At 74.3% G+C, this 18,425-nt stretch carries 17 protein-coding genes; 6 read left to right on the forward strand and 11 right to left on the reverse strand.

Annotated features, from left to right (window positions below; all coding sequences use genetic code 11):
- The first annotated feature begins 59 nt into the window (after positions 1–59).
- The 3 genes from AC0VYN_RS25155 (at position 60) to AC0VYN_RS25165 (ending at position 2,469) form a co-directional block, all read left to right on the forward strand.
- Entirely contained in the window at positions 60–701 is a 642-nt protein-coding gene (locus AC0VYN_RS25155; RefSeq protein WP_475532796.1) for a TetR/AcrR family transcriptional regulator, read from the forward strand.
- 46 nt (positions 702–747) lie between these two features.
- Positions 748–1,461, forward strand: coding sequence for an ArsR/SmtB family transcription factor (locus AC0VYN_RS25160; protein ID WP_475532797.1), 714 nt, complete (start codon positions 748–750; stop codon positions 1,459–1,461).
- A 63-nt stretch (positions 1,462–1,524) separates the two neighbouring features.
- Positions 1,525–2,469, forward strand: a complete 945-nt coding sequence (locus tag AC0VYN_RS25165; protein WP_475536982.1) for a DMT family transporter — start codon at positions 1,525–1,527, stop codon at positions 2,467–2,469.
- Here the strand turns inward: AC0VYN_RS25165 and AC0VYN_RS25170 are convergent.
- The 9 genes from AC0VYN_RS25170 to AC0VYN_RS25210 all read right to left on the reverse strand — a co-directional run bounded on the left by AC0VYN_RS25170 (position 2,466) and on the right by AC0VYN_RS25210 (position 13,714).
- Positions 2,466–3,563 (reverse strand): Zn-dependent alcohol dehydrogenase, encoded by a 1,098-nt coding sequence (locus tag AC0VYN_RS25170; protein ID WP_475532798.1) that lies wholly within the window; start codon positions 3,561–3,563, stop codon positions 2,466–2,468. The two genes, AC0VYN_RS25165 and AC0VYN_RS25170, sit on opposite strands and share 4 nt — an antisense overlap.
- Before the next feature lie 20 nt (positions 3,564–3,583).
- The gene (locus AC0VYN_RS25175; RefSeq protein WP_475532799.1) at positions 3,584–4,972 is read right to left on the reverse strand and encodes an aldehyde dehydrogenase family protein; all 1,389 of its coding nucleotides are present in this window, start codon (positions 4,970–4,972) and stop codon (positions 3,584–3,586) included.
- A 122-nt stretch (positions 4,973–5,094) separates the two neighbouring features.
- A complete protein-coding gene (locus AC0VYN_RS25180; protein WP_475532800.1) occupies positions 5,095–6,432 on the reverse strand; it encodes an ABC transporter ATP-binding protein in 1,338 nt (445 codons plus the stop codon).
- 502 nt (positions 6,433–6,934) lie between these two features.
- A complete protein-coding gene (locus AC0VYN_RS25185) occupies positions 6,935–7,126 on the reverse strand; it encodes a hypothetical protein (protein ID WP_475532801.1) in 192 nt (63 codons plus the stop codon).
- A gap of 34 nt (positions 7,127–7,160) precedes the next feature.
- Complete coding sequence (locus AC0VYN_RS25190) at positions 7,161–8,450, reverse strand: MFS transporter (RefSeq protein ID WP_475532802.1); 1,290 nt, start codon at positions 8,448–8,450, stop codon at positions 7,161–7,163.
- A 60-nt stretch (positions 8,451–8,510) separates the two neighbouring features.
- Entirely contained in the window at positions 8,511–9,965 is a 1,455-nt protein-coding gene (locus tag AC0VYN_RS25195; RefSeq protein WP_475532803.1) for a CitMHS family transporter, read from the reverse strand.
- A 164-nt stretch (positions 9,966–10,129) separates the two neighbouring features.
- Positions 10,130–12,367: a molybdopterin oxidoreductase family protein gene (locus tag AC0VYN_RS25200; protein ID WP_475532804.1), complete on the reverse strand. Its 2,238-nt coding sequence runs from the start codon at positions 12,365–12,367 to the stop codon at positions 10,130–10,132.
- Positions 12,368–12,488: 121 nt separating this feature from the next.
- Positions 12,489–13,106, reverse strand: a complete 618-nt coding sequence (locus AC0VYN_RS25205) for a TetR/AcrR family transcriptional regulator (RefSeq protein WP_475532805.1) — start codon at positions 13,104–13,106, stop codon at positions 12,489–12,491.
- Positions 13,103–13,714, reverse strand: a complete 612-nt coding sequence (locus AC0VYN_RS25210; protein ID WP_475532806.1) for a hypothetical protein — start codon at positions 13,712–13,714, stop codon at positions 13,103–13,105. Before AC0VYN_RS25210 ends, AC0VYN_RS25205 begins: the two co-directional genes overlap by 4 nt.
- Positions 13,715–13,875: 161 nt before the next feature.
- Here AC0VYN_RS25210 and hmgA point away from each other — a divergent pair, with 161 nt between their 5' ends.
- The 3 genes from hmgA to AC0VYN_RS25225 are packed head-to-tail and all read left to right on the forward strand — an operon-like array spanning position 13,876 to position 17,149.
- Positions 13,876–15,192 (forward strand): homogentisate 1,2-dioxygenase, encoded by a 1,317-nt coding sequence (gene hmgA, locus AC0VYN_RS25215; RefSeq protein WP_475532807.1) that lies wholly within the window; start codon positions 13,876–13,878, stop codon positions 15,190–15,192.
- A gap of 27 nt (positions 15,193–15,219) precedes the next feature.
- Positions 15,220–15,969, forward strand: coding sequence for a GntR family transcriptional regulator (locus AC0VYN_RS25220; protein WP_475532808.1), 750 nt, complete (start codon positions 15,220–15,222; stop codon positions 15,967–15,969).
- 22 nt (positions 15,970–15,991) lie between these two features.
- A complete protein-coding gene (locus tag AC0VYN_RS25225; RefSeq protein WP_475532809.1) occupies positions 15,992–17,149 on the forward strand; it encodes a type ISP restriction/modification enzyme in 1,158 nt (385 codons plus the stop codon).
- Positions 17,150–17,156: 7 nt separating this feature from the next.
- Here AC0VYN_RS25225 and AC0VYN_RS25230 read toward each other — a convergent pair whose 3' ends face one another.
- Together AC0VYN_RS25230 and AC0VYN_RS25235 are read right to left on the reverse strand one after the other, a co-directional pair.
- A complete protein-coding gene (locus AC0VYN_RS25230) occupies positions 17,157–17,729 on the reverse strand; it encodes a hypothetical protein (RefSeq protein ID WP_475532810.1) in 573 nt (190 codons plus the stop codon).
- Entirely contained in the window at positions 17,726–18,040 is a 315-nt protein-coding gene (locus AC0VYN_RS25235; protein WP_475532811.1) for a hypothetical protein, read from the reverse strand. The genes AC0VYN_RS25230 and AC0VYN_RS25235 overlap by 4 nt, the downstream gene beginning before the upstream one ends.
- Between the last annotated feature and the right edge of the window lie 385 nt (positions 18,041–18,425).

An 18,425-nucleotide genomic window follows, 5' to 3' on the forward strand; every position in this document is an offset into this window, starting at 1 on the left:
AAAGCCGGACATTTAAATTAGCACTGCTAGTTTACGGCCGCAGCCCTACTATGTGCGCCATGGCCCGACCGCGCAAGCCCCTGCTCAGCACCGACCGGATCGTCGAGACGGCCCGCGCGCTGGTGGACGCGGAGGGCCTCGCCGCCGTCTCCACGCGCCGGCTCGCCGCGGAACTGGGGGTCAGCGGGCCCTCGCTCTACAACCACTTCCGCACCAAGGACGAGATCCTGGAGGCCGTCGCCGACTCGGTCAGCGCGCAGGTCGACCTGTCGATGTTCGAGGACGGCCGGGACTGGCGGACCGCGCTGCACGACTGGGCCGTCTCCTACCGGGCGGCCCTGCGGGACCACCCCAACATCGTCCCGGTGCTGGCCCACGGGCCCGGCCGCCGCCCGGCCGCCCTGCGCCTCGCGGACGCCGTCTACGGGGCGATGGTCGCGGCGGGCTGGCCGCCGGCCCAGGCCACGTCCATCGGCGCGCTCATGCGGTACTTCGTCATGGGCTCCGCGCTCGGCTCCTTCGCGCGGGGGTTCCCGGACGACGCCGGCGCCTACGATCCCGCCGACTATCCCCACCTCGGCAAGGCGCACCTCCTGGCCGAGCAGCAGGAGAAGATCGACGAGCGGGCCTTCGAGACCGGCCTGACGGCCCTGCTGGACGGTCTGGCGCGGCAGTACGAGCAGGCGGCGCCGGACGCGTGAGGACACTTCGGCGCCCGCCGACATGTCCGTGCCGCATCCTGGACGCATGACCGACAAGGACGGCGAGGCGCCCGGACTCGCGCGGCTGGCCGGGCTCATCGCCGACGAGACCCGGGCCGCCTGCCTGCTGGCGCTGCTCGACGGGCGGGCGTGGACCGCGGGCGAGCTGGCCCGGCACGCGGGCGTCGCCCCGTCGACGCTCAGCGAGCACCTCGGCAAGCTCGTCGCCGGCGGCCTGCTCACCGAGGAACGCCAGGGACGGCACCGGTACGTCAGGCTGGCCGACGAGCGGATCGCGCACCTCGTCGAGGACCTGGCCGCGCAGGTCGCGCCCGAGGCGGCGGCCCGGCGTCCGCGCACCCTCCGCGCGTCGAGCGCCGGGTCGGCGATGGCCCGCGGGCGCACCTGCTACGACCACCTCGCCGGGCGGCTCGGGATCACGGTCACCGACGCGCTGACCGGGCGCGGGCTGCTGCGCCAGGACACCGGCTTCGCGCTCACCGACGCGGGACTCGGCTGGTTCGACGCCGCCGGGATCCGCCTCGACCGCACGAAGCGCCGCCCGCTGGCCCGGGCCTGCCTGGACTGGACCGAACGCCGCCCCCACCTCGCGGGCGTCGCGGGCGCGGCCCTGTGCCGGCACGCCCTGGACGCTGGCTGGTGCGTGCGCATCGGCTCGGAGCGGGCGGTCAGGGTGACACCGGCCGGCGAGGACGCGCTGTCCGATCTGCTGGGCATCGACCCGTCGGCGCTGCGCTGAGCGCGCTCCCCGTCCGGAATCCGCCGGTCCCCCGCCTCCCGCCCTCCTAGCCTCTGGAGCATGATGAGCACCGCCCCGTCCCGCCGTGCCGGACTTCTCGCCGCAGGCGCCGCCACGGTCACCGTCGTCCTGTGGGCCTCCGCCTTCGTCTCCATCCGCAGCGCGGGCGAGGCCTACTCGCCTGGCGCGCTGGCGCTCGGGCGGCTGCTGTCGGGCGCGCTGACGCTCGGGGCGATCTGCCTGGTGCGCCGGGAGGGGCTGCCGCCCCGGGCGGCCTGGCGGGGGATCGCGATATCCGGGCTGCTGTGGTTCGGCTTCTACATGGTCGTCCTGAACTGGGGCGAGCAGCAGGTGGACGCCGGTACGGCCGCCCTGGTGGTGAACGTCGGGCCGATCCTCATCGCGCTGCTGGGCGCCCGGCTGCTCGGGGACGCGCTGCCGCCGCGGCTGGTGACGGGGATGGCGGTGTCGTTCGCCGGAGCGGTGACCGTGGGCCTGTCGATGTCCGGCGAGGGCGGTTCCTCGCTCTTCGGGGTGGTGCTGTGCCTGCTGGCGGCCGTGGCGTACGCGGGCGGGGTGGTCGCCCAGAAGCCGGCGCTGGGCCGGGCGAGCGCGCTCCAGGTGACGACGTTCGGGTGCCTGGTCGGGGCGGTGCTCTGCCTGCCGTTCGCCGGACAGCTGGTGCGGGAGGCGGCGACGGCGCCCGCCTCCGCGACGCTCAACGTGGTCTACCTGGGCGTGTTCCCGACCGCCCTGGCGTTCACGACGTGGGCGTACGCCCTGGCCCGGACCACCGCCGGCCGGATGGGGGCGACGACCTATGCGGTGCCCGCCCTCGTCGTCCTGATGTCGTGGCTGGCGCTCCGCGAGGTGCCGGGGCCGCTGACCCTGGCGGGCGGGGCGCTGTGCCTGGCGGGCGTGGCGGTGTCGCGGTCCAGGATGCGCGCGGCGGCGGCTCCGGAGCCGGGCGGGGCCCCGGAGCCGCGCCCCGCGGACGCGAGGCGTTAGAAGATCACCAGCGCCCGGCCGCCCTTGCCCGCCAGCATGTTCTCGAAGGCCGCCGGGATGCCGTCCAGGGCGATGCGTTCCGTCACCAGGGTTCCCAGGTCCAGCCGGCCGGTGCGGATGTGCTCGGCCAGCACCGGGAGGTCCCGGGCCGGGTCGGCGTTGCCGTAGACGCAGCCGGACAGGGTGCGGCCCCAGTGGAAGATCTCCAGGGCGTTGAAGGTGACCTGCTGGTCCTTGCCGCCGATGCCGACGACCGTGGTGCGGCCGCCGCGCCGGGTGGAGTCCCAGGCCGTCCGGATGGTGACCGCGCGGCCGGCGCACTCGACGGCCGCGTCGACGCCCTGCTTGCCGGTGAGGGCGCGGATCTCGCGGGCGGTGTCGTCGGAGGCGACCAGGTAGTCGGTGGCGCCGGCGGCGCGGGCCAGTTCCTCCTTCTCCGGGGAGACGTCGACCGCGACGATCGTCGGGGCGCCCGCGATCCGGGCCGCCTGGAGGGCGGCGAGGCCCACTCCCCCGACGCCGAACACGGCGACCGTCTCGCCCTCCCGGACCCGGGCCGAGTGGTGGACGGCGCCGTACCCGGTGAGCACGGCGCAGCCCAGCAGGGCGGCGTCGGTGAGCGGGACGCCGTCCGGGCTGGGCAGGACGCAGGACGCGGACACCACCGTCTCCTCGGCGAACGCGGCGACGTTCAGGCCGGGGTGCAGGGCGGTGCCGTCGTCGGCGCGGTGGGCGTGCGTGTTCGCGGCGCCGGCCAGGGCGTCGGCGCACAGCCAGACCTCGCCGAGCGAGCAGGGGTGGCAGGTGCCGCAGGACGGGGCCCAGTTGAGGACGACGCCGTCGCCGGGCGCGACCTGTGTGACGCCCTCGCCGACGGCGACGACGGTGCCGGCGCCCTCGTGGCCGAGGACGGCGGGGAGCGGCACGCGCATGGTGCCGTTGGACAGGGACAGGTCGGAGTGGCAGACCCCGGCGGCGGCGAGCCTCACCCGGACCTGGCCGGGGCCCGGCTCCGGCAGCTCGATCTCGGTGACCTCCAGCGGGGAGCCTACGGCGGGTACGACGGCGGCGCGGACAGCGGTACGGACGGTCATGAGGTGGGCAACTCCCCTGACTAGAACTGGAGGGACTTGGTCTGGAGGTACTCGGTGAGGCCGTGCGCGCCCAGTTCGCGGCCGACGCCCGACTGCTTGTAGCCGCCGAAGGGGGCCAGCGGGTTGAAACGGCCGCCGTTGATGTCGACCTGGCCGGTGTCCATGCGACGGGCGAAGGCGACGGCCTCCGCCTCGTCGGCGGCCCAGACGGCCCCGGCGAGGCCGTAGACCGTGCCGTTGGCGATCCGCAGGGCGTCCTCCTCGTCCTCGTAGCGCAGCACGCACAGGACCGGCCCGAAGATCTCCTCCTGGGCGACGGTCATGTCCTCGGTCACATCGGCGAGGACGGTCGGGCGGACGTACCAGCCCTGCTCGCGCGGGGCCTCGGGGCCGCCCGCGACGAGGCGCGCGCCCTCGGCCACGCCCTTCTCGATGTAGCCGCGCACCCGCTCCCACTGCCTGGCGTTGACGACCGGGCCGATCCGGTCGCCGTACTTCGCGGCGGCCTCGGCGGCCAGCTCGACGGCCTCGTCGTACTGGTCGCGGTGGACCAGCATGCGCGTCCAGGCGCTGCACGTCTGACCGGAGTTGGACATGACGTTGGCGACGCCGACGTTCACGGCCTCGGCCAGGTCGGCGCTCGGCAGGATCACGTTGGCGGACTTGCCGCCGAGTTCGAGGGCGACCTTCTTGACGGCGGCGCCGGCGATCGCGCCGATCCGGCGGCCGACGGCGGTGGAGCCGGTGAAGGAGACCAGGTCGACGTCGGGGTGCTCGGCGAGGGCCTGGCCGGCGACCGGGCCGAGGCCGGTGACCAGGTTGAAGACGCCCGCCGGGACGCCCGCCTCGTGCACCGCCTCGGCGAAGAGCCGGGCGGTGAGCGGGGTGTCCTCGGCGGGCTTGAGGACGACGGTGCAGCCGGCCGCGAGCGCCGGGGCGACCTTGGCGACGATCTGGTGGAGGGGGTAGTTCCACGGGGTGATGGCGCCGACCACGCCGATCGGCTCGTGGTGGACGACGGAGTTGCCGACCTTCTCCTCGAAGGCGTACGTCGCCGCCAGCTCGGCGTAGGAGCCCGCGACCGCGATCGGGGCGCCGGCGTGCACGGCCTGCGAGAACTTCAGCGGTGAGCCGAGTTCCGCGGTGACGGTCCCGGCGATCTCGTCCTTGCGGGCCACCAGCACGTCCCGCAGGGCCGCCAGCCGCGCGGCGCGTTCGGCGGGCGGGGTGGCGGCCCAGCCCGGCAGGGCGGCGCGGGCGGCCCGTACGGCGGCGTCCACGTCCAGGGCGGTGCCGGCGGGGACCGTGCCGATCACCTGCTCGTCGGCCGGGTTCACGACGTCGATCGTGTCCCGTCCGTCGGCGGGGCGCCAGGCTCCGTCGATGTACATGCCGTCGTGTGCCTTCATCGCGTTCCTTCCGGGCGGGCCTCGTCGTCCGGCCCCAAACTAGCGCCGATAGTTTTACGGCACCAGAGGCGGCCACCATGGTGGCGCGGCTCACCCTCCTGGAGGGCCGGCAGCGGCCGGAATCACTCCTCCAGGTCCGGCAGCCGGGCCGGGTCGGGGCAGATCCGTTCGCCGTACTGGTCGAAGACGAACAGGTGGGCGAGGTCGACGAGGAGGGGCACCTGCATGCCGTGGCGGAGGTGGATGTCGGGGGTGGTCCGGACGATCAGGTCGCCGGGCAGACGGCCGTCGGGGGCGGTGACCGCGGGTCCGGGTTCCGGCGGCTCGTCCAGGGCGACCACGGGACCGGCGCGCAGAGCGCCCGCCCGCTCCCTCAGCCGGCCGAGGACCGTGCCGTCGCGGCGGCGGCGGCCCGCGGGGCGTGCGGCGGGCCGCGGAGCCTCCAGGTCGGGGACGACGGCGGGCCGGGAACCGGTGTTGAAGTGGACGAGGACCTCGTGGCCCTGGAACTCGACGTGTTCCACCAGGCCGGTGAGCAGCACCTCGCCGGGGCGGGCGGAGGCGGGGTCGGCGATCCGGACGGCCTCCGACCGCAGGCCCACGATGACCTCCCGGCCCTGCTGGACGCGGAGCAACTGGTGGTCCAGGGACAGCGGTTCGGGCAGGCGCAGGAACTGCTTGCCCAGGCTGACGGTCATCGCCCCGTCGAGCGGGGCGCGCACGAGGCCGCGCAGCAGATTGATGCGCGGGGTGCCGATGAAGGCGGCGACGAAGACGTTGCGCGGCAGGGCGTAGACGGTGCGCGGGGCGTCCACCTGCTGGAGCACGCCGCCGCGCAGCACGGCGACCCGGTCCCCGAGGGACATCGCCTCGGACTGGTCGTGGGTGACGTAGACGGTGGTGACGCCCAGTTCGCGGGTCAGCCCGGTGATCTCGGCGCGCAGGTGGTTGCGGAGTTTGGCGTCGAGGTTGGACAGGGGCTCGTCCATCAGGAAGGCGGTGGGCCGGCGGGAGATGGCCCGGCCCATGGCGACGCGCTGGCGTTCACCGCCGGAGAGCTGGGCGGGGAAGCGGTCGAGGAGTTCCTCGATGCCCAGCATCCGGGCGGTGGCGTCCACACGGGGGCCGTGGTCGGCCTGGGGTGCCTCGACGCGCAGCGGGAAGCCGATGTTCCCTCGGGTCGTCATGTTGGGGTACAGGGCGAAGTTCTGGAAGACCATCGCCATGCGCCGTTCGGCGGGGAGCAGGTCGTTGGCGTACGCGCCGTCGAGCAGCAGTCTGCCCTCGGTGATCTCCTCCAGTCCGGCGATCATGCGCAGCAGGGTGGACTTGCCGCAGCCGGAGGGGCCGAGCAGGACGAGGAACTCGCCGGGCGCGATGTCCAGCGACAGCCGGTCCACCACGCGGACGCCTCGCGCGTAGGTCTTGCTCACGTCGTGCAGGGAGATGGCGCGTGTCATGGGGTGCCCCCCGGGGGCTCACTGGCGCTGGGACTTCGTGGACGGACACCCCGTACGGGACGCACGGGGCGTGTGAGTCACGGAAGTTAACGGACTGTGCGCGGCCGGGGAAGACACCGGACCGCATCTCACGCGAGCGTCCGTCCAGTGAGAAAGCGGACGGCCGGATTCGGGGCGGGGGGCGTCTCAGGAAGTGATCAGGGCGGAGCACACGGGGAGTTGTGCCCCGTGGCCGGCCCCACCGGGACCGTGCGCCGCGACGGCGCGACGGCGGGCCATCGGGCCTGGTCCTCCCTGCCCCGTGCGACCGGCGGGCCGGGCCCGCGCCGCGGCGGTGCGCGCCCGGGAGCGGGAGCCGTCCCGGCCCCGCACGGCCGGGCGATCAGCCCACCCCGCGGCTGCGGAGCCGTCCGGCGCGGCGCTGCCGCCAGGGCCTGCCGTTTGGATCATGCCGGCCCGGGCGCACCGTCCGTCCCAGCCGGCCTGATCCAGACGACAGACCCTAGTCGTCCGCGCCGCCGCTCCGGCCCGGGCGGGCGCCCGGGCGCCGCGAGGTGCGGACCAGTTCGCCCGCCGCCAGGGTCGCCGCGGCGACCACCCTGGTCCAGCGGGGGCCTCCCCGCGCGGCCAGGACGACGCAGACGCATCCTCCGGCGACCAGCAGCAGGACGCCGGTCAGGACGAGTACGGCCATGGTTGCTCCCCCGATCCCCTGATGGTGACCGTCATCATCTCCCCCGGTCCGGCGGACCCGCGCACCGGCCACCGCCCCGACCCGCCGTCCGGCGTGCCGTACGGCGCGACGGCCGGCCCCGGGCGGGGCCGTCGGCAGCGGACGTGCGCTCGGGCGCCGGCCCGGCCGGGGAGCGCAGGGCGACACCCGAGGACAGCAGGAGCAGCGCGCCGAGCATCACGAAGGGCGCGGCCACGCCCGCGACACCGGCGATCAGACCGGCCGCTGCCGGCGCGGCGACCTGGCCGAGGCGGTTGCCGGTCAGGCGCAGGGCGAGGGCGGTGGAGCGGGCCCCGTCGGGGGCGGCCTGGACGACGGTCGTCATGGACAGCGGCTGGCCGACGCCCAGACAGAAGCCGAGGACGGCGAGCATCACGCCCAGGGCCCACACCGGCACCGGCAGCGCGACCCCGGCGCACAGCACGGCCGCCAGCAGACAGGTCACCGTGAGCAGGACGGTGCGGCCGAGCCACCGCAGGAGGGGCGTCAGCACCAGCCGGCAGGCGATCGTGGCCGCCGCGCGCAGGCTGAGCAGGACGCCGATCACGGCCGGGGAGATGCCCCGGTGCTCGCCGACCACCGGGAGGTAGGCGGTGAGGATGTCGGTCGCGGACAGCACCGACAGGCTGATCAGGATGCCCGCGGGCACGCCCCGGGCCCGCAGGATGCCTCCCACCGGGACGCGCGGCCCCTGCTCCCGGCGGGACCCGGCGGCCGCCGGGTGCTCGATGCGCCACAGCGACGTGAACGCGACCGCCGCGCCCGCGCCCGCGACGACCAGGGCGAGCGCGCTGCTGCCCGCCATGTCCGGGCCGCCGATCAGGGCGCCGGCCGCGACGGGCCCGACCAGCTGGCCGAGCGAGGCGCCGATGGTGAAGTGGCCGAAGTTGCGGTCCTGTTCGTGCGGCGCGGACTGGCGGGCGACCAGCGACTGCGCGCCGATGACGAAGCAGAGGTGGCCGAGGCCCATGACGCCGCTCCACAGCGCCATCGCCCACAGCGACCCGGCGACACCGCTCAGCGCGCAGCCGCCGGCGATGAGCACCACGCCGGCGGGCAGCAGCGGGGCGCAGCGGCCGTGGTCGGTGCGGCGGCCCAGCGGCACGGCCGCGAACAGCGGCAGCAGCGCGTACACGCCGGCGATGACACCGATCGCCCGCTCGTCCGCGCCCAGGGCGAGGGCCCGGTAGGAGACGGCGGGCCGGGCCATCGACACCGCCCCCTGCGCGAAGCCGAAGGCGATGACGAGGCGGAGCAGCCAGCCGCGGTTCCCACCGGGCGTCATGGTCGTGTCCTTCCTGGGCGTCCGGCCCCCGCACACGGTCGGCGGGAGCCGGGCCGATGATCAGATGATGCCGAACAGGATGCCCGCCGCGAGGATCACCAGGCTGGTCAGGACCGCCCACTTCACGACGAACCGGGTGTGGTCGCCGAACTCGACCTTGGCCATGCCGACCAGGACGTACACGGCGGGGACGAGCGGGCTGGACATGTGCAGCGGCTGGCCGACGATCGAGGCGCGGGCGATCTCCAGCGTCGACACGCCGTGCGCGTGGCCGGCCTCGGCGAGCACCGGCAGGACGCCGAAGTAGAAGCCGTCGTTCGACATGAAGTAGGTCAGGGGCAGGCTCAGCAGGCCGGTGACGAGCCCCATGTGCGGGCCCATGCCGTCGGGGATGGTGTCCACCAGCCAGTTGGCCATGTGGTCGACCATGCCGGTGCCGGTGAGGACGCCGGTGAAGACGGCGGCGGCGAAGACCATGCCGGAGACGTTGAGGACGTTGTCGGCGTGGGCCGCGATCCGGGCCTTCTGGTCGGGGATGTGCGGGAAGTTGACGGTGAGGACGAGTGCCGCGCCGATCAGGAACAGCACCGGGATCGGCAGCAGCTCCATGATCATGGCGGTCAGCAGGGCGACCGTGAGCAGCGCGTTGAACCAGTACAGCTTGGGGCGCAGGGTGGCGCGGTGCGGGTCCAGGCCCTGGAACGTGTCGTCCGCCTCGCCCGCCCCCGCGGCCGGGCCGCCGGCATCCGCGGACGCCCTCCCGACGCCGGTGCCGGTACCGACGCCGGCACCGGCACCGGTGCGGGACGCGCCGTCCGGTCCCGTGCCGGCCGCCGCACCCGCGCCGACCAGCACCGTCTCGCTCTCGTCCTCCCGCACCGGCGCCTCGTCCAGCGTCAGGGTGCCGAGCCGCCGGCGCTCGCGCACACCGAGGACGTAGGCCAGGACGACGACCGCGGCCAGGCCCACGGCCAGGGCCGGGATCATCGGCACGAAGATGTCGGTGGCGTCGACCTTCAGCGCCGTGGCGGCGCGGGCGGTGGGGCCGCCCCAGGGCAGGGTGTTCATCACGCCGTTGGCCATCGCGGCGACACCCGTCATCACGACCAGGCTCATCTTCAGCCGCTTGTACAGCGGGTACATGGCCGAGACCGTGATCATGAAGGTGGTCGAGCCGTCGCCGTCCAGGGAGACGATGGCGGCCAGCAGCGCCGTGCCGACGACGATCCGCATCGGATCGGCCTTGCAGAACTTCAGGATCGCCCGGACGATCGGGTCGAACAGCCCGACGTCGATCATCACTCCGAAGTAGACGATCGCGAACATGAGCATCGCCGCGGTGGGGGCGAGGCTGGACACGCCGTCGATGACGTAGTCGCCCAGATGGGCGCCCTTGCCGACGAACACGCAGAACAGCGCGGGGATCAGCACGAGCGCCGCGATCGGCGACATCTTCTTCATCATGATCAGGACCAGGAAGGTCGCGATCATGGCGAAGCCGAGGATGGTCAGCATGAATGGATACCTAACGTTCGCCCTTGAACATCCCACCGGGGCAGGCGGTGCGAGCGACGTTAGGTGGCGCGAAGCCGCGTTAACAAGACGTTGACATGCGAGCAATAAGCGCAAAACTCCAGGTCACAGCTTTGCTCAGGTCGGGGGTCAGGTCAGGGGTCGGGTCAGGGCCGGGCCGTCGGGGTGAGCTCGACGGGGATGCCGTTGAGGACCGCGTTGCCCGAGAGCGGGTCCAGCAGGCTGCCGTCGAGGAGCTGGTTGACGTTGACGCCGGGGTCGCCGGCGGCGTGGGTGAGGCGGGTGCCGGGCCGGTCGTGGCCCCAGCCGTGCGGGAGGCTGACCACGCCCGGCCGGACCGTGTCGGTGACCTCGGCGGGGGCGGTCACCTCTCCCCCGGCGCCCTTGACGCGGACCGGCTCCCCGTCCCGCAGGCCCAGCCGGCCGGCGTCGTCGGGGTGGACGTGCAGGGTGCAGCGGTTGGAGCCGCCGGTGAGGGCGGGGACGTTGTGCATCCAGCTGTTGTTGGACCTCAGGTGGCGCCGGCCGACCAGGAGGAGCCCCTCGGGGCGCTCGTCCATGGCGCGCCTCAGACGCGGCAGGTCGCCGGCGATCGGCGCGGGGAGCAGCTCCACCTTCCCGCTGCGGGTCCTCAGCGGCTGCGGCAGGCGCGGGCGCAGCGGACCGAGGTCGATGCCGTGCGGGTGGGCGAGCAGCCGGTCCAGCGTCAGCCCGTCGGGGCGGGCGCCGAACCCGTCGCCGTAGGGGCCGAGGCGCAGCATCATGTCCAGCCGCCGCTCGGGGCCGTCGACGCCGGTGAGGCGGGCGGCGAGGTCGCGCGGGTCGCGCCCGTGGACGGGAGAGTGCGGGTCCCGTACGGCCTTGCCGAGGGTCTGCTCGATCACCATGGCGTCGACGGCGGCGGGATCGGCGCCGTGCCCGCCGGAGACGGCGAGCACCAGCCGGGCCAGGATCTCGGTCTCGGCCGTCCGGCCGGGTTCGAGGGGGACGGCGGGCCGGGTGTAGCGGACCTGGTTGCGCACGGCGAGGCCGTTGAAGGCGAAGTCGTGGTGCGGGCTCTGGGCCGGCGGGGGCGGCGGCAGGACGACGTGGGCGTGGCGCGAGGTCTCGTTCAGGTACGGGTCGACGCTCACCATGAAGTCCAGCGAGGCCAGCGCCTTGTCGAGCCGGTCGCCGTCGGGAGCGGACAGCACGGGGTTGGCGGCGACCGTGATCAGTGCGCGGACCGGCTCGCCCTCGCCGGTCGCGGTGTCGATCTCCTCGGCGAGGGCGGACAGCGGCAGCTCGCCCTTCGCCTCGGGGTGTCCGCTCACCCGGGAGTGCCAGCGGCCGAGCGCGAAGCCCCGGCCGGGCCCGGCGGGGCGCGGGGTCCGGTCGGTGGCGGCCTGCGGGAAGAGGGCACCCCCGGGCCGGTCGAGGTTGCCGGTGAGGACGGTGAGGACGTCCACGAGCCAGCTGGCGAGGGTGCCGTGCGGGACGGTGCAGCTGCCGATGCGGCCGTAGACGGCGGCGGTGGGGGCGGCGGCGAGTTCGCGGGCGAGGGCACGTGTCGTCCCGGCGTCCACGTCGCAGGCGGCGGCGACGGACTCCGGAGTGAAGTCCCGTACCGCGTCGGCCAGTTCAGCGACGCCCTCGACGTGCGGCGCGAGGGCGCCGAGATCCACCAGGCCCTCCTCGTACAGGACGTTGGCCATCGCGGCGAGGAGCAGGGCGTCCGTGCCCGGGCGGATCGCCACGTGCCGGTCGGCGAGCTTCGCGGTGCGGGTGCGGCGCGGGTCGACGACGGTGAGGGTGCCGCCGCGGGCCCTGAGGCCTTTCAGCCGGCCGGGAAAGTCGGGCGCCGTGCACAGACTGCCGTTGGACTCCAGCGGGTTGGCGCCGATGAGGAGCAGGTGGTCGGTGCGGTCGAGGTCGGGCACCGGGATGGCGCCCGCGTCACCGTACAGCAGGCCGCTGGAGACGTGCTTGGGCATCTGGTCGAGCGTGGAGGCGGTGAAGAGGCTGCGGGTGCCGAGCGCGCCGAGCAGGACCGGCGGGTAGAGGGCGCCGGCCACGGTGTGCACGTTGGGGTTGCCGAGGACGATGCCGGCGGCGTGCGGTCCGTACCGTTCGACGACGGGGCGGATGCCCGCGGCGACCGCGTCGAACGCCTCCTCCCAGGTGGCCTCGCGCAGCTCGCCGTCCCGGCGCACGAGGGGTGCGCGCAGCCGGTCGGGGTCGGCGTCGAGGGCGCCGAAGGAGGCCCCCTTCGGGCAGATGAACCCGCGGCTGAAGACGTCGTCGCGGTCGCCGCGGGCGGCGGTGACCCTGGTGCCCTCGACGGTCAGGGTCAGGCCGCAGGTGGCCTCGCACAGGGGGCAGATACGCAGGGCGGTGCGGGACACGGGTCCTCCCGGAGGACGGCGGCGGTGACGCGCGGACGTGGAACCTCGGGGCGAGCATACCGACCGGTAGGCATGACGGGGAGACCTTGGCGGAACACGGCGGCGACGGCCTTGCCGCGCGTCAGTCGAGCACGCGCCCCAGATACGCCGCCAGCAGCTCCCGGGCCTCGCCGATGATCGCCTCGTCGCCGTCCGGCGCCATCCGGAAGGCGAGCTGGACGAGGGTGTCGGCGGTCTCCACGGCGACCAGGAAGGCGCGGCGCAGGTCGTCGTCGGGGTGGCGGCCGAGGTAGCCGGCGAGCAGTTCGGTGACCCGGTCGGCGACGCGGTGGTTGGGCTCGGCCTGGCGTCCGCCGACCGGTATCTGGTTGCCGAAGTCGACCAGGGAGAAGCCGGGCGCGGTCCGCTTCATCGCCAGGTACTCGTCGAGCACGGCGTCGAGGGCGTCCCGCCAGCCCCCGTCACCGGCCTCCGTCAGCCGCTCGGTCACGCGTTCGGCGTAGCGCTCGAGGTTGCGCTGCGCCAGAGCGTCGGCCATCTGCCGCTTGTTGCCGAAGAAGCGGTACACCGAGCCGATGGGGACGCCGGCGCGCTGGGCCACGGCCCGGGTGCTCAGCCCGTCGTAGCCGACCTCGTCGAGGAGGGTGGCGCAGGCGTCGAGGATCCGGGTCAGCCGTTCGGCGCTGCGCCGCTGCACGGGGGCACGACGGAGCGGGGTCGCGTGGGGCACGTGCGTCATGATGCCTTTCCGCCACGGTCCGGGGAACCGTGGACTCCGGTACCCGGCCGGACGGCGGCGGGCGGGGCCGCGTCCTCGCGGAGCGCGGGTTCCGTGGCCCCGGTCGGCTCCGCCTCCGAGGCCGTGATGTCCGCCGTGCTCTCCACCGGCTCACCGTCGACGGCCCAGACGGTGCCGTCGTCGGCGTACAGGCGTGCGGTGACGTGGTGGGTGCCGCGCGGGACGAGTTCGGCGGTGAGGCGGTACCGGGGGCCGCGCAGGACGGTGACGAGGTCCCCGTCGACGAAGAGGTGCGCCACACCGCGGCCGGCCACCGCCGCGGCCTCCGTGCCGGGCGGCGAGAACCGGAACTCGCGGACGGTCAGCCGGACGTCCCAGGTGTCGTCCGTGTCGGGCTGCACCTCGATGCCGACCTCGGGCACCCGCCCGGCGTCCGCCTCCCGGTAGCGCCGGCCGCCCTCGTCGGTGTCCTCGAGGAGCCGGCCCGCCGACGTCGGCGACACCCCGGCCTCCGGCCTTTCCCCGCCACTGGAGCCGCAGCCCGCGGATCCGGTCAGCAACAGGACACAGACCGCGAGCGCGGCGGCTGCTTCCCGCGTCCACGACATGCCGGGAGAGTAGAACACCGGTCCGACGGTCCGGATCCCCCAGAGGTCTGGTTCCGGTCATCGTCCCCCAGGAGGAGGACGAAGGTCCGCTCGCCCTCTTGCGCCCGGGAAACCGCAATCCTACGGTGACGCATAGGAATCAGATTGCGAGGGAGCGATCAATGAGCGGGGACGCGCGGAAGACCGCGGAGGGCCTGACCTACCTGTCCGGCTTCGGCAACGAGCACAGTTCGCAGGCCGTTCCGGGGGCCCTCCCCGAGGGCCGGAACTCGCCGCAGCGGGCGCCCCTGGGGCTGTACGCCGAGCAGCTCAGCGGCTCGGCCTTCACGGAGCCGCGGGCGCACAACCGGCGCTCGTGGCTGTACCGCATCCGCCCGTCGGCCGCGCACCCGGCGTTCACCCGGACCGGCAACGGCGCGCTGCGCACCGCGCCGTTCACCCAGTGCGTGCCGGACCCCAACCGGCTGCGGTGGAACCCGCTGCCCGAGCCCGAGGCCGGGACGGACTTCCTGGCGGGCCTGTGGACCCTCGGGGGCAACGGCGACGCGACCCAGCGCACCGGCATGGCCGTCCACCTGTACCGCGCCGACGCCTCCATGGAGCGTGTCTTCAGCGACGCCGACGGCGAGCTGCTGATCGTGCCGGAGCGCGGCGGCCTGCTGCTGCGCACCGAGTTCGGGCTGCTGCACGCCGAGCCGGGCCACGTGGCGCTGATCCCGCGCGGGGTGCGCTTCCGCGTGGAGCTCCTCGACGACGACGCCCGCGGTTACGTCTGCGAGAACTACGGCGCCCCCTTCCGCCTGCCCGACCTCGGCCCGATCGGCGCCAACGGCCTCGCCAACGCCCGGGACTTCCGGGCGCCGGTCGCCGCGTACGAGGACGTGGAGGGCCCGGTGGAGGTGGTCAACAAGTACTGCGGCAACCTCTGGACGGCCGTCTACGACCACTCCCCGCTCGACGTGGTCGCCTGGCACGGCAACCACGTGCCGTACGTCTACGACCTGCGCCGCTTCAACGTGATCGGCACGATCTCCTACGACCACCCCGACCCGTCGATCTTCACGGTGCTCACCTCCCCGTCCGACACCCCGGGTCTCGCGGGCGTCGACTTCGTGGTCTTCGCGCCGCGCTGGCTGGTGGGCGAGGACACCTTCCGGCCGCCGTACTTCCACCGGAACGTGATGAGCGAGTACATGGGCCTCATCGAGGGCGCCTACGACGCCAAGGCCGAGGGGTTCGTGCCGGGCGGCGGCTCGCTGCACAACATGATGTCGGCGCACGGCCCGGACCGGGAGACCTTCGACCGGGCGAGCGCCGCCGAGCTGAGGCCGCAGAAGATCGACGACGGGCTGGCGTTCATGTTCGAGACCCGGTGGCCGGTGAGCCTGACGCCCCAGGCGACCCGCGCCGAGCACCTCCAGCAGCGCTACGACGACGTCTGGCAGGGACTGGAGCGCCACTTCCGCCCCTTGCACTGAGGATTCCCCTAACGGTACGGATGGCCCGTGACCTCCTTCGCCCCGGACTCCATCGTCCTGAACCGCAAGCTGCCGCTCTGGTACCAGGTGTCGCAGTCCCTGCGCGCCTCGATACTCGGCCGCTCGCCCCGGGACCCGCTGCGCCTGCCCACGGAGGAGCAGCTGGCCGGGCACTACGGGGTGAGCGTGCTGACCATGCGGCAGGCGCTCAAGGAGCTGGAGGACGAGGGCCTGATCACCCGCCACCGCCGGCGCGGCACGTTCATCGAGCCGCACGTCCGGCGGGGCGCCCCCGTGCGGCTGCTGGGCTCGGTGGACGCCATCGTGGCCCAGCAGTCCGGCATGAAGGCCGAGCTGCTGGGCCACGGCACCGCTCCCGTGCCGCCCGAACTCGCCGAGTACTTCCCGGACCTGGCCGAGGCGGCGACGTACCACCGGCTGCGCTGCGACGAGAAGACCGGCGAGCCCACCAACCACGCCCGCAACTACATCCGTCCCGAACTGGCCGCCCGCATCGACCCGGACGACCTCGCGCGGTGGCCGATGACCAAGGTGCTGCGGGACGTGGTCGGCATGGACATCAGCCGGATCACGGACACCGTCGAGGCCCGGCTCGCGGACCCGGAGACGGCGCGGCTGCTCGAGGTGCCGCTGCTCAGCCCGATCCTGCACTACACGGGCATCACCTACGACACGGCGGGACGGGTGCTGGACGTGGCCGTCATCCACTACCGGGGGGACCGCTTCTCCTTCACGGTCACCCTGGACGCCACGTGAGGACGCGGCGCGCCGTCGTACGATGCCCGGCGTGACGCACGACGACGCTCCGCCGCCGGCGGACCTCATGCCGTGGTCCGTCGCACCGCCGCGGCTCGGCCGGGGGTGGCCGGCGGCCCCCGACCCGGCGTCCCCGAGGGCCCGCTGGGACGCCCTGGTGAAGGCGGAGGGACCCGCCCGCGAGGCCCTGTTCCAGCCGACGCGCTCGCGCACGCTGCACACGGCGGTCGGGCAGCTGCCGGGCACGTCGGGTGGCACGGAACGGCTGGCGCGCGCCTCGGGCCCCTGCCCGGAGCCCGTACGGGTGCTGCGGGCGCCCTTCGACGAGCAGTGGCTGATTCCCGACCACCGGCTGATCGACGCGGCCCGTCCCGAGCTGTGGCGGGTGGCCGACGAGCGGCAGGTGTTCGTCGTGGAGACGTCCGACGCCGCCGGCCCCCTCCTGCTCGCGACCTCGCTCCTGCCCCTGTTCGGTCCGGCCCGGGTCCGCCCGCTGCACCGGCGTCCCGGCGGGGCCGAGCCGAACCTGGCCCCCGGGCTGCTGGACCACCTGGCCGGCCGGCTCGGGCTGCGCCCCGGCCCGCTGGACGTGCTGGCGTGGATGGTGGCGGCCGTCCGTCCCGGCCCCGTGGTGCCGCTGACCGCCGACCCCGCGCAGTGGGAGCACGGCGTCTCGCTGGGCCGCCGCGCGCTGTGGCTCATGCGCCGCGACGGCGAGCGTCCCAAACTGCCCGGCGGACGCCGCCCCTACGTCCGCGCCCCGCTGCCCGCGCGCCCGCTGACCCTGCGCTACGACCGGGACGAGGAGGCTTTGCACCTCGACGAGGGCCGCGTCTCCCCCGTGCCGTCCGGCGCCTGGGACTTCGAAGTGGGCGGGGTGCGGGTCCTGGAGCAGTGGTTCGCGGCCCGCACCGCCGAGGGCGAACCGGGCACGCTGGCGGCGATCCGCCCGGCCGGCTGGCCGCAGGCCTGGACGTCCGAGCTGCTGGAGCTGATCACGGTCCTCGCCCTGCTCGCCGAGCTGCGCCCGCGCTGTGCGGAGCTGACGGTGACGGATCCGGTCACGGCCACGGAACTGCACGCCGCGGGCGTGCTGCCGGCCCCCGAGTCCTCCCGTGGACCGGCCTCGGTCCTGGACGGCCCGGAGGAGGGCCCGGAGGGTCAGCTGGCGTTGCTGTAGGGATCGGTCACCGCTCCGGCAGGACGGTCTCCTCGTCGGTGAGCCGCTCGAAGCAGGCCTCCTCGGTGACCGTGGCCGTGGAGCGGACGTAGCCCCGGGCATAGGTGTGCCGGGCGTCGAGCACCCACCCCTGCTTCCTGAGCGTGGCCATCGCGTAGGAGCCGCCCCCGCTCAGTGCCGCTTCCTCCGGAGCCGAGGTCTCCTCCCAGCCACGGGCGGTGAGCTGGGCCAGCACGGCGTTCCACCGCGCAAGCGGCCCGTCGCCGGCGTCGTCCCCCGCGCCTTCGGACGACCAGGACACCACGCAGGGCGCCAGTCGTGCCGCGAGGCCGGCCCGCGTCCGTTCCGTCCCGGTGAAGCCCGCCCGCACCTCTCCTCCGGGAAGTCCGGCGGCCACGACGGCCCCGTCCAGGTCCCGCTGCACGGCCCGCTGCCCGAAGGACGCGGGCGAGGAGACGGGGCTCGTGACCGCGGCGGAGCCCGCGGCCCCGCCCCCGCACCCGGTGACGAGCACCAGACCGGCGGCGACCGCCGTCCATCCCGTCCGGCGGGTGCCGGGACGCCCCTTGCGCGGGGTCACCAGTCGTCGCCGATGTCGAAGTTGGCGTCGATCGGCATGCCGTCCTCGGCGAACACCGCCAGGGTGAGCGTGGTTCCGTCGGGGTTGGCGAACACGGTGTCCCGCTCGGTGCGTTCCTCGACCACCTCCACCCGCTCGCCGGTGGCCTCGGCCCTGGCGAGCGCTCTGTCGGACGGGGACAGGGCGGCGGCCTGCGGTGCTGCGCTCGCCGAGCCGGCCGCGAGCGGCATGCCGGGGGCGAGGGTCAGCGTCAGCGCCAGAGCGACGCCGGCACCCGCCAGGTGGGCTGCGCGCCCTCGTATCGGTCTCATGAGGGTCTCCGTGGAGTGGACATGGGTGGCACCAGTTCGCTGAGGGGCCCGGCGAACGGGCGAATCGGACAAAAAAGGGAACAAACGTTCGAGTCAATGGCCGCGGTGATCCGCTGAATGACATGCGGACGGACCGGCCGTTCGTCAGGCCGTGAAACTACGCGCGGCGCGCCACGGGCGCAGGACGATCACCGCGAGGCCGGGAGCGCGGCCGGTCGACGGTTCGCTGCGGAACCTGTTCCCCCCACATGCCGAACACGAGTGACCTCCCCCCTCGCGCACCCCACCCCTGACGTGTTCGAACGCAGATTGCACGGCGAACTCACAGTTGCCGAGACCCCGCCCGAAAGACCCTGATCCGCGACGGGCGAGCCCCGTCGGAGGC

The organism is Streptomyces sp. 63XJN7_1_ISO-PGPR-S23-121, assembly GCF_056173025.1.

What these genes read in the sequence shown, in the direction of transcription:
- AC0VYN_RS25210 (WP_475532806.1), bottom strand. Translation starts at nt 13,714, where the DNA reads ATGTCGTGGACGCGGGAAGCAGCCGCCGCGCTCGCGGTCTGTGTCCTG.
- hmgA (WP_475532807.1), top strand. Translation starts at nt 13,876, where the DNA reads ATGAGCGGGGACGCGCGGAAGACCGCGGAGGGCCTGACCTACCTGTCC.
- AC0VYN_RS25195 (WP_475532803.1), bottom strand. Translation starts at nt 9,965, where the DNA reads ATGCTGACCATCCTCGGCTTCGCCATGATCGCGACCTTCCTGGTCCTG.
- AC0VYN_RS25180 (WP_475532800.1), bottom strand. Translation starts at nt 6,432, where the DNA reads ATGACACGCGCCATCTCCCTGCACGACGTGAGCAAGACCTACGCGCGA.
- AC0VYN_RS25225 (WP_475532809.1), top strand. Translation starts at nt 15,992, where the DNA reads ATGCCCGGCGTGACGCACGACGACGCTCCGCCGCCGGCGGACCTCATG.
- AC0VYN_RS25170 (WP_475532798.1), bottom strand. Translation starts at nt 3,563, where the DNA reads ATGACCGTCCGTACCGCTGTCCGCGCCGCCGTCGTACCCGCCGTAGGC.
- AC0VYN_RS25205 (WP_475532805.1), bottom strand. Translation starts at nt 13,106, where the DNA reads ATGACGCACGTGCCCCACGCGACCCCGCTCCGTCGTGCCCCCGTGCAG.
- AC0VYN_RS25175 (WP_475532799.1), bottom strand. Translation starts at nt 4,972, where the DNA reads ATGAAGGCACACGACGGCATGTACATCGACGGAGCCTGGCGCCCCGCC.
- AC0VYN_RS25160 (WP_475532797.1), top strand. Translation starts at nt 748, where the DNA reads ATGACCGACAAGGACGGCGAGGCGCCCGGACTCGCGCGGCTGGCCGGG.
- AC0VYN_RS25190 (WP_475532802.1), bottom strand. Translation starts at nt 8,450, where the DNA reads ATGACGCCCGGTGGGAACCGCGGCTGGCTGCTCCGCCTCGTCATCGCC.
- AC0VYN_RS25235 (WP_475532811.1), bottom strand. Translation starts at nt 18,040, where the DNA reads ATGAGACCGATACGAGGGCGCGCAGCCCACCTGGCGGGTGCCGGCGTC.
- AC0VYN_RS25165 (WP_475536982.1), top strand. Translation starts at nt 1,525, where the DNA reads ATGAGCACCGCCCCGTCCCGCCGTGCCGGACTTCTCGCCGCAGGCGCC.
- AC0VYN_RS25155 (WP_475532796.1), top strand. Translation starts at nt 60, where the DNA reads ATGGCCCGACCGCGCAAGCCCCTGCTCAGCACCGACCGGATCGTCGAG.
- AC0VYN_RS25185 (WP_475532801.1), bottom strand. Translation starts at nt 7,126, where the DNA reads ATGGCCGTACTCGTCCTGACCGGCGTCCTGCTGCTGGTCGCCGGAGGA.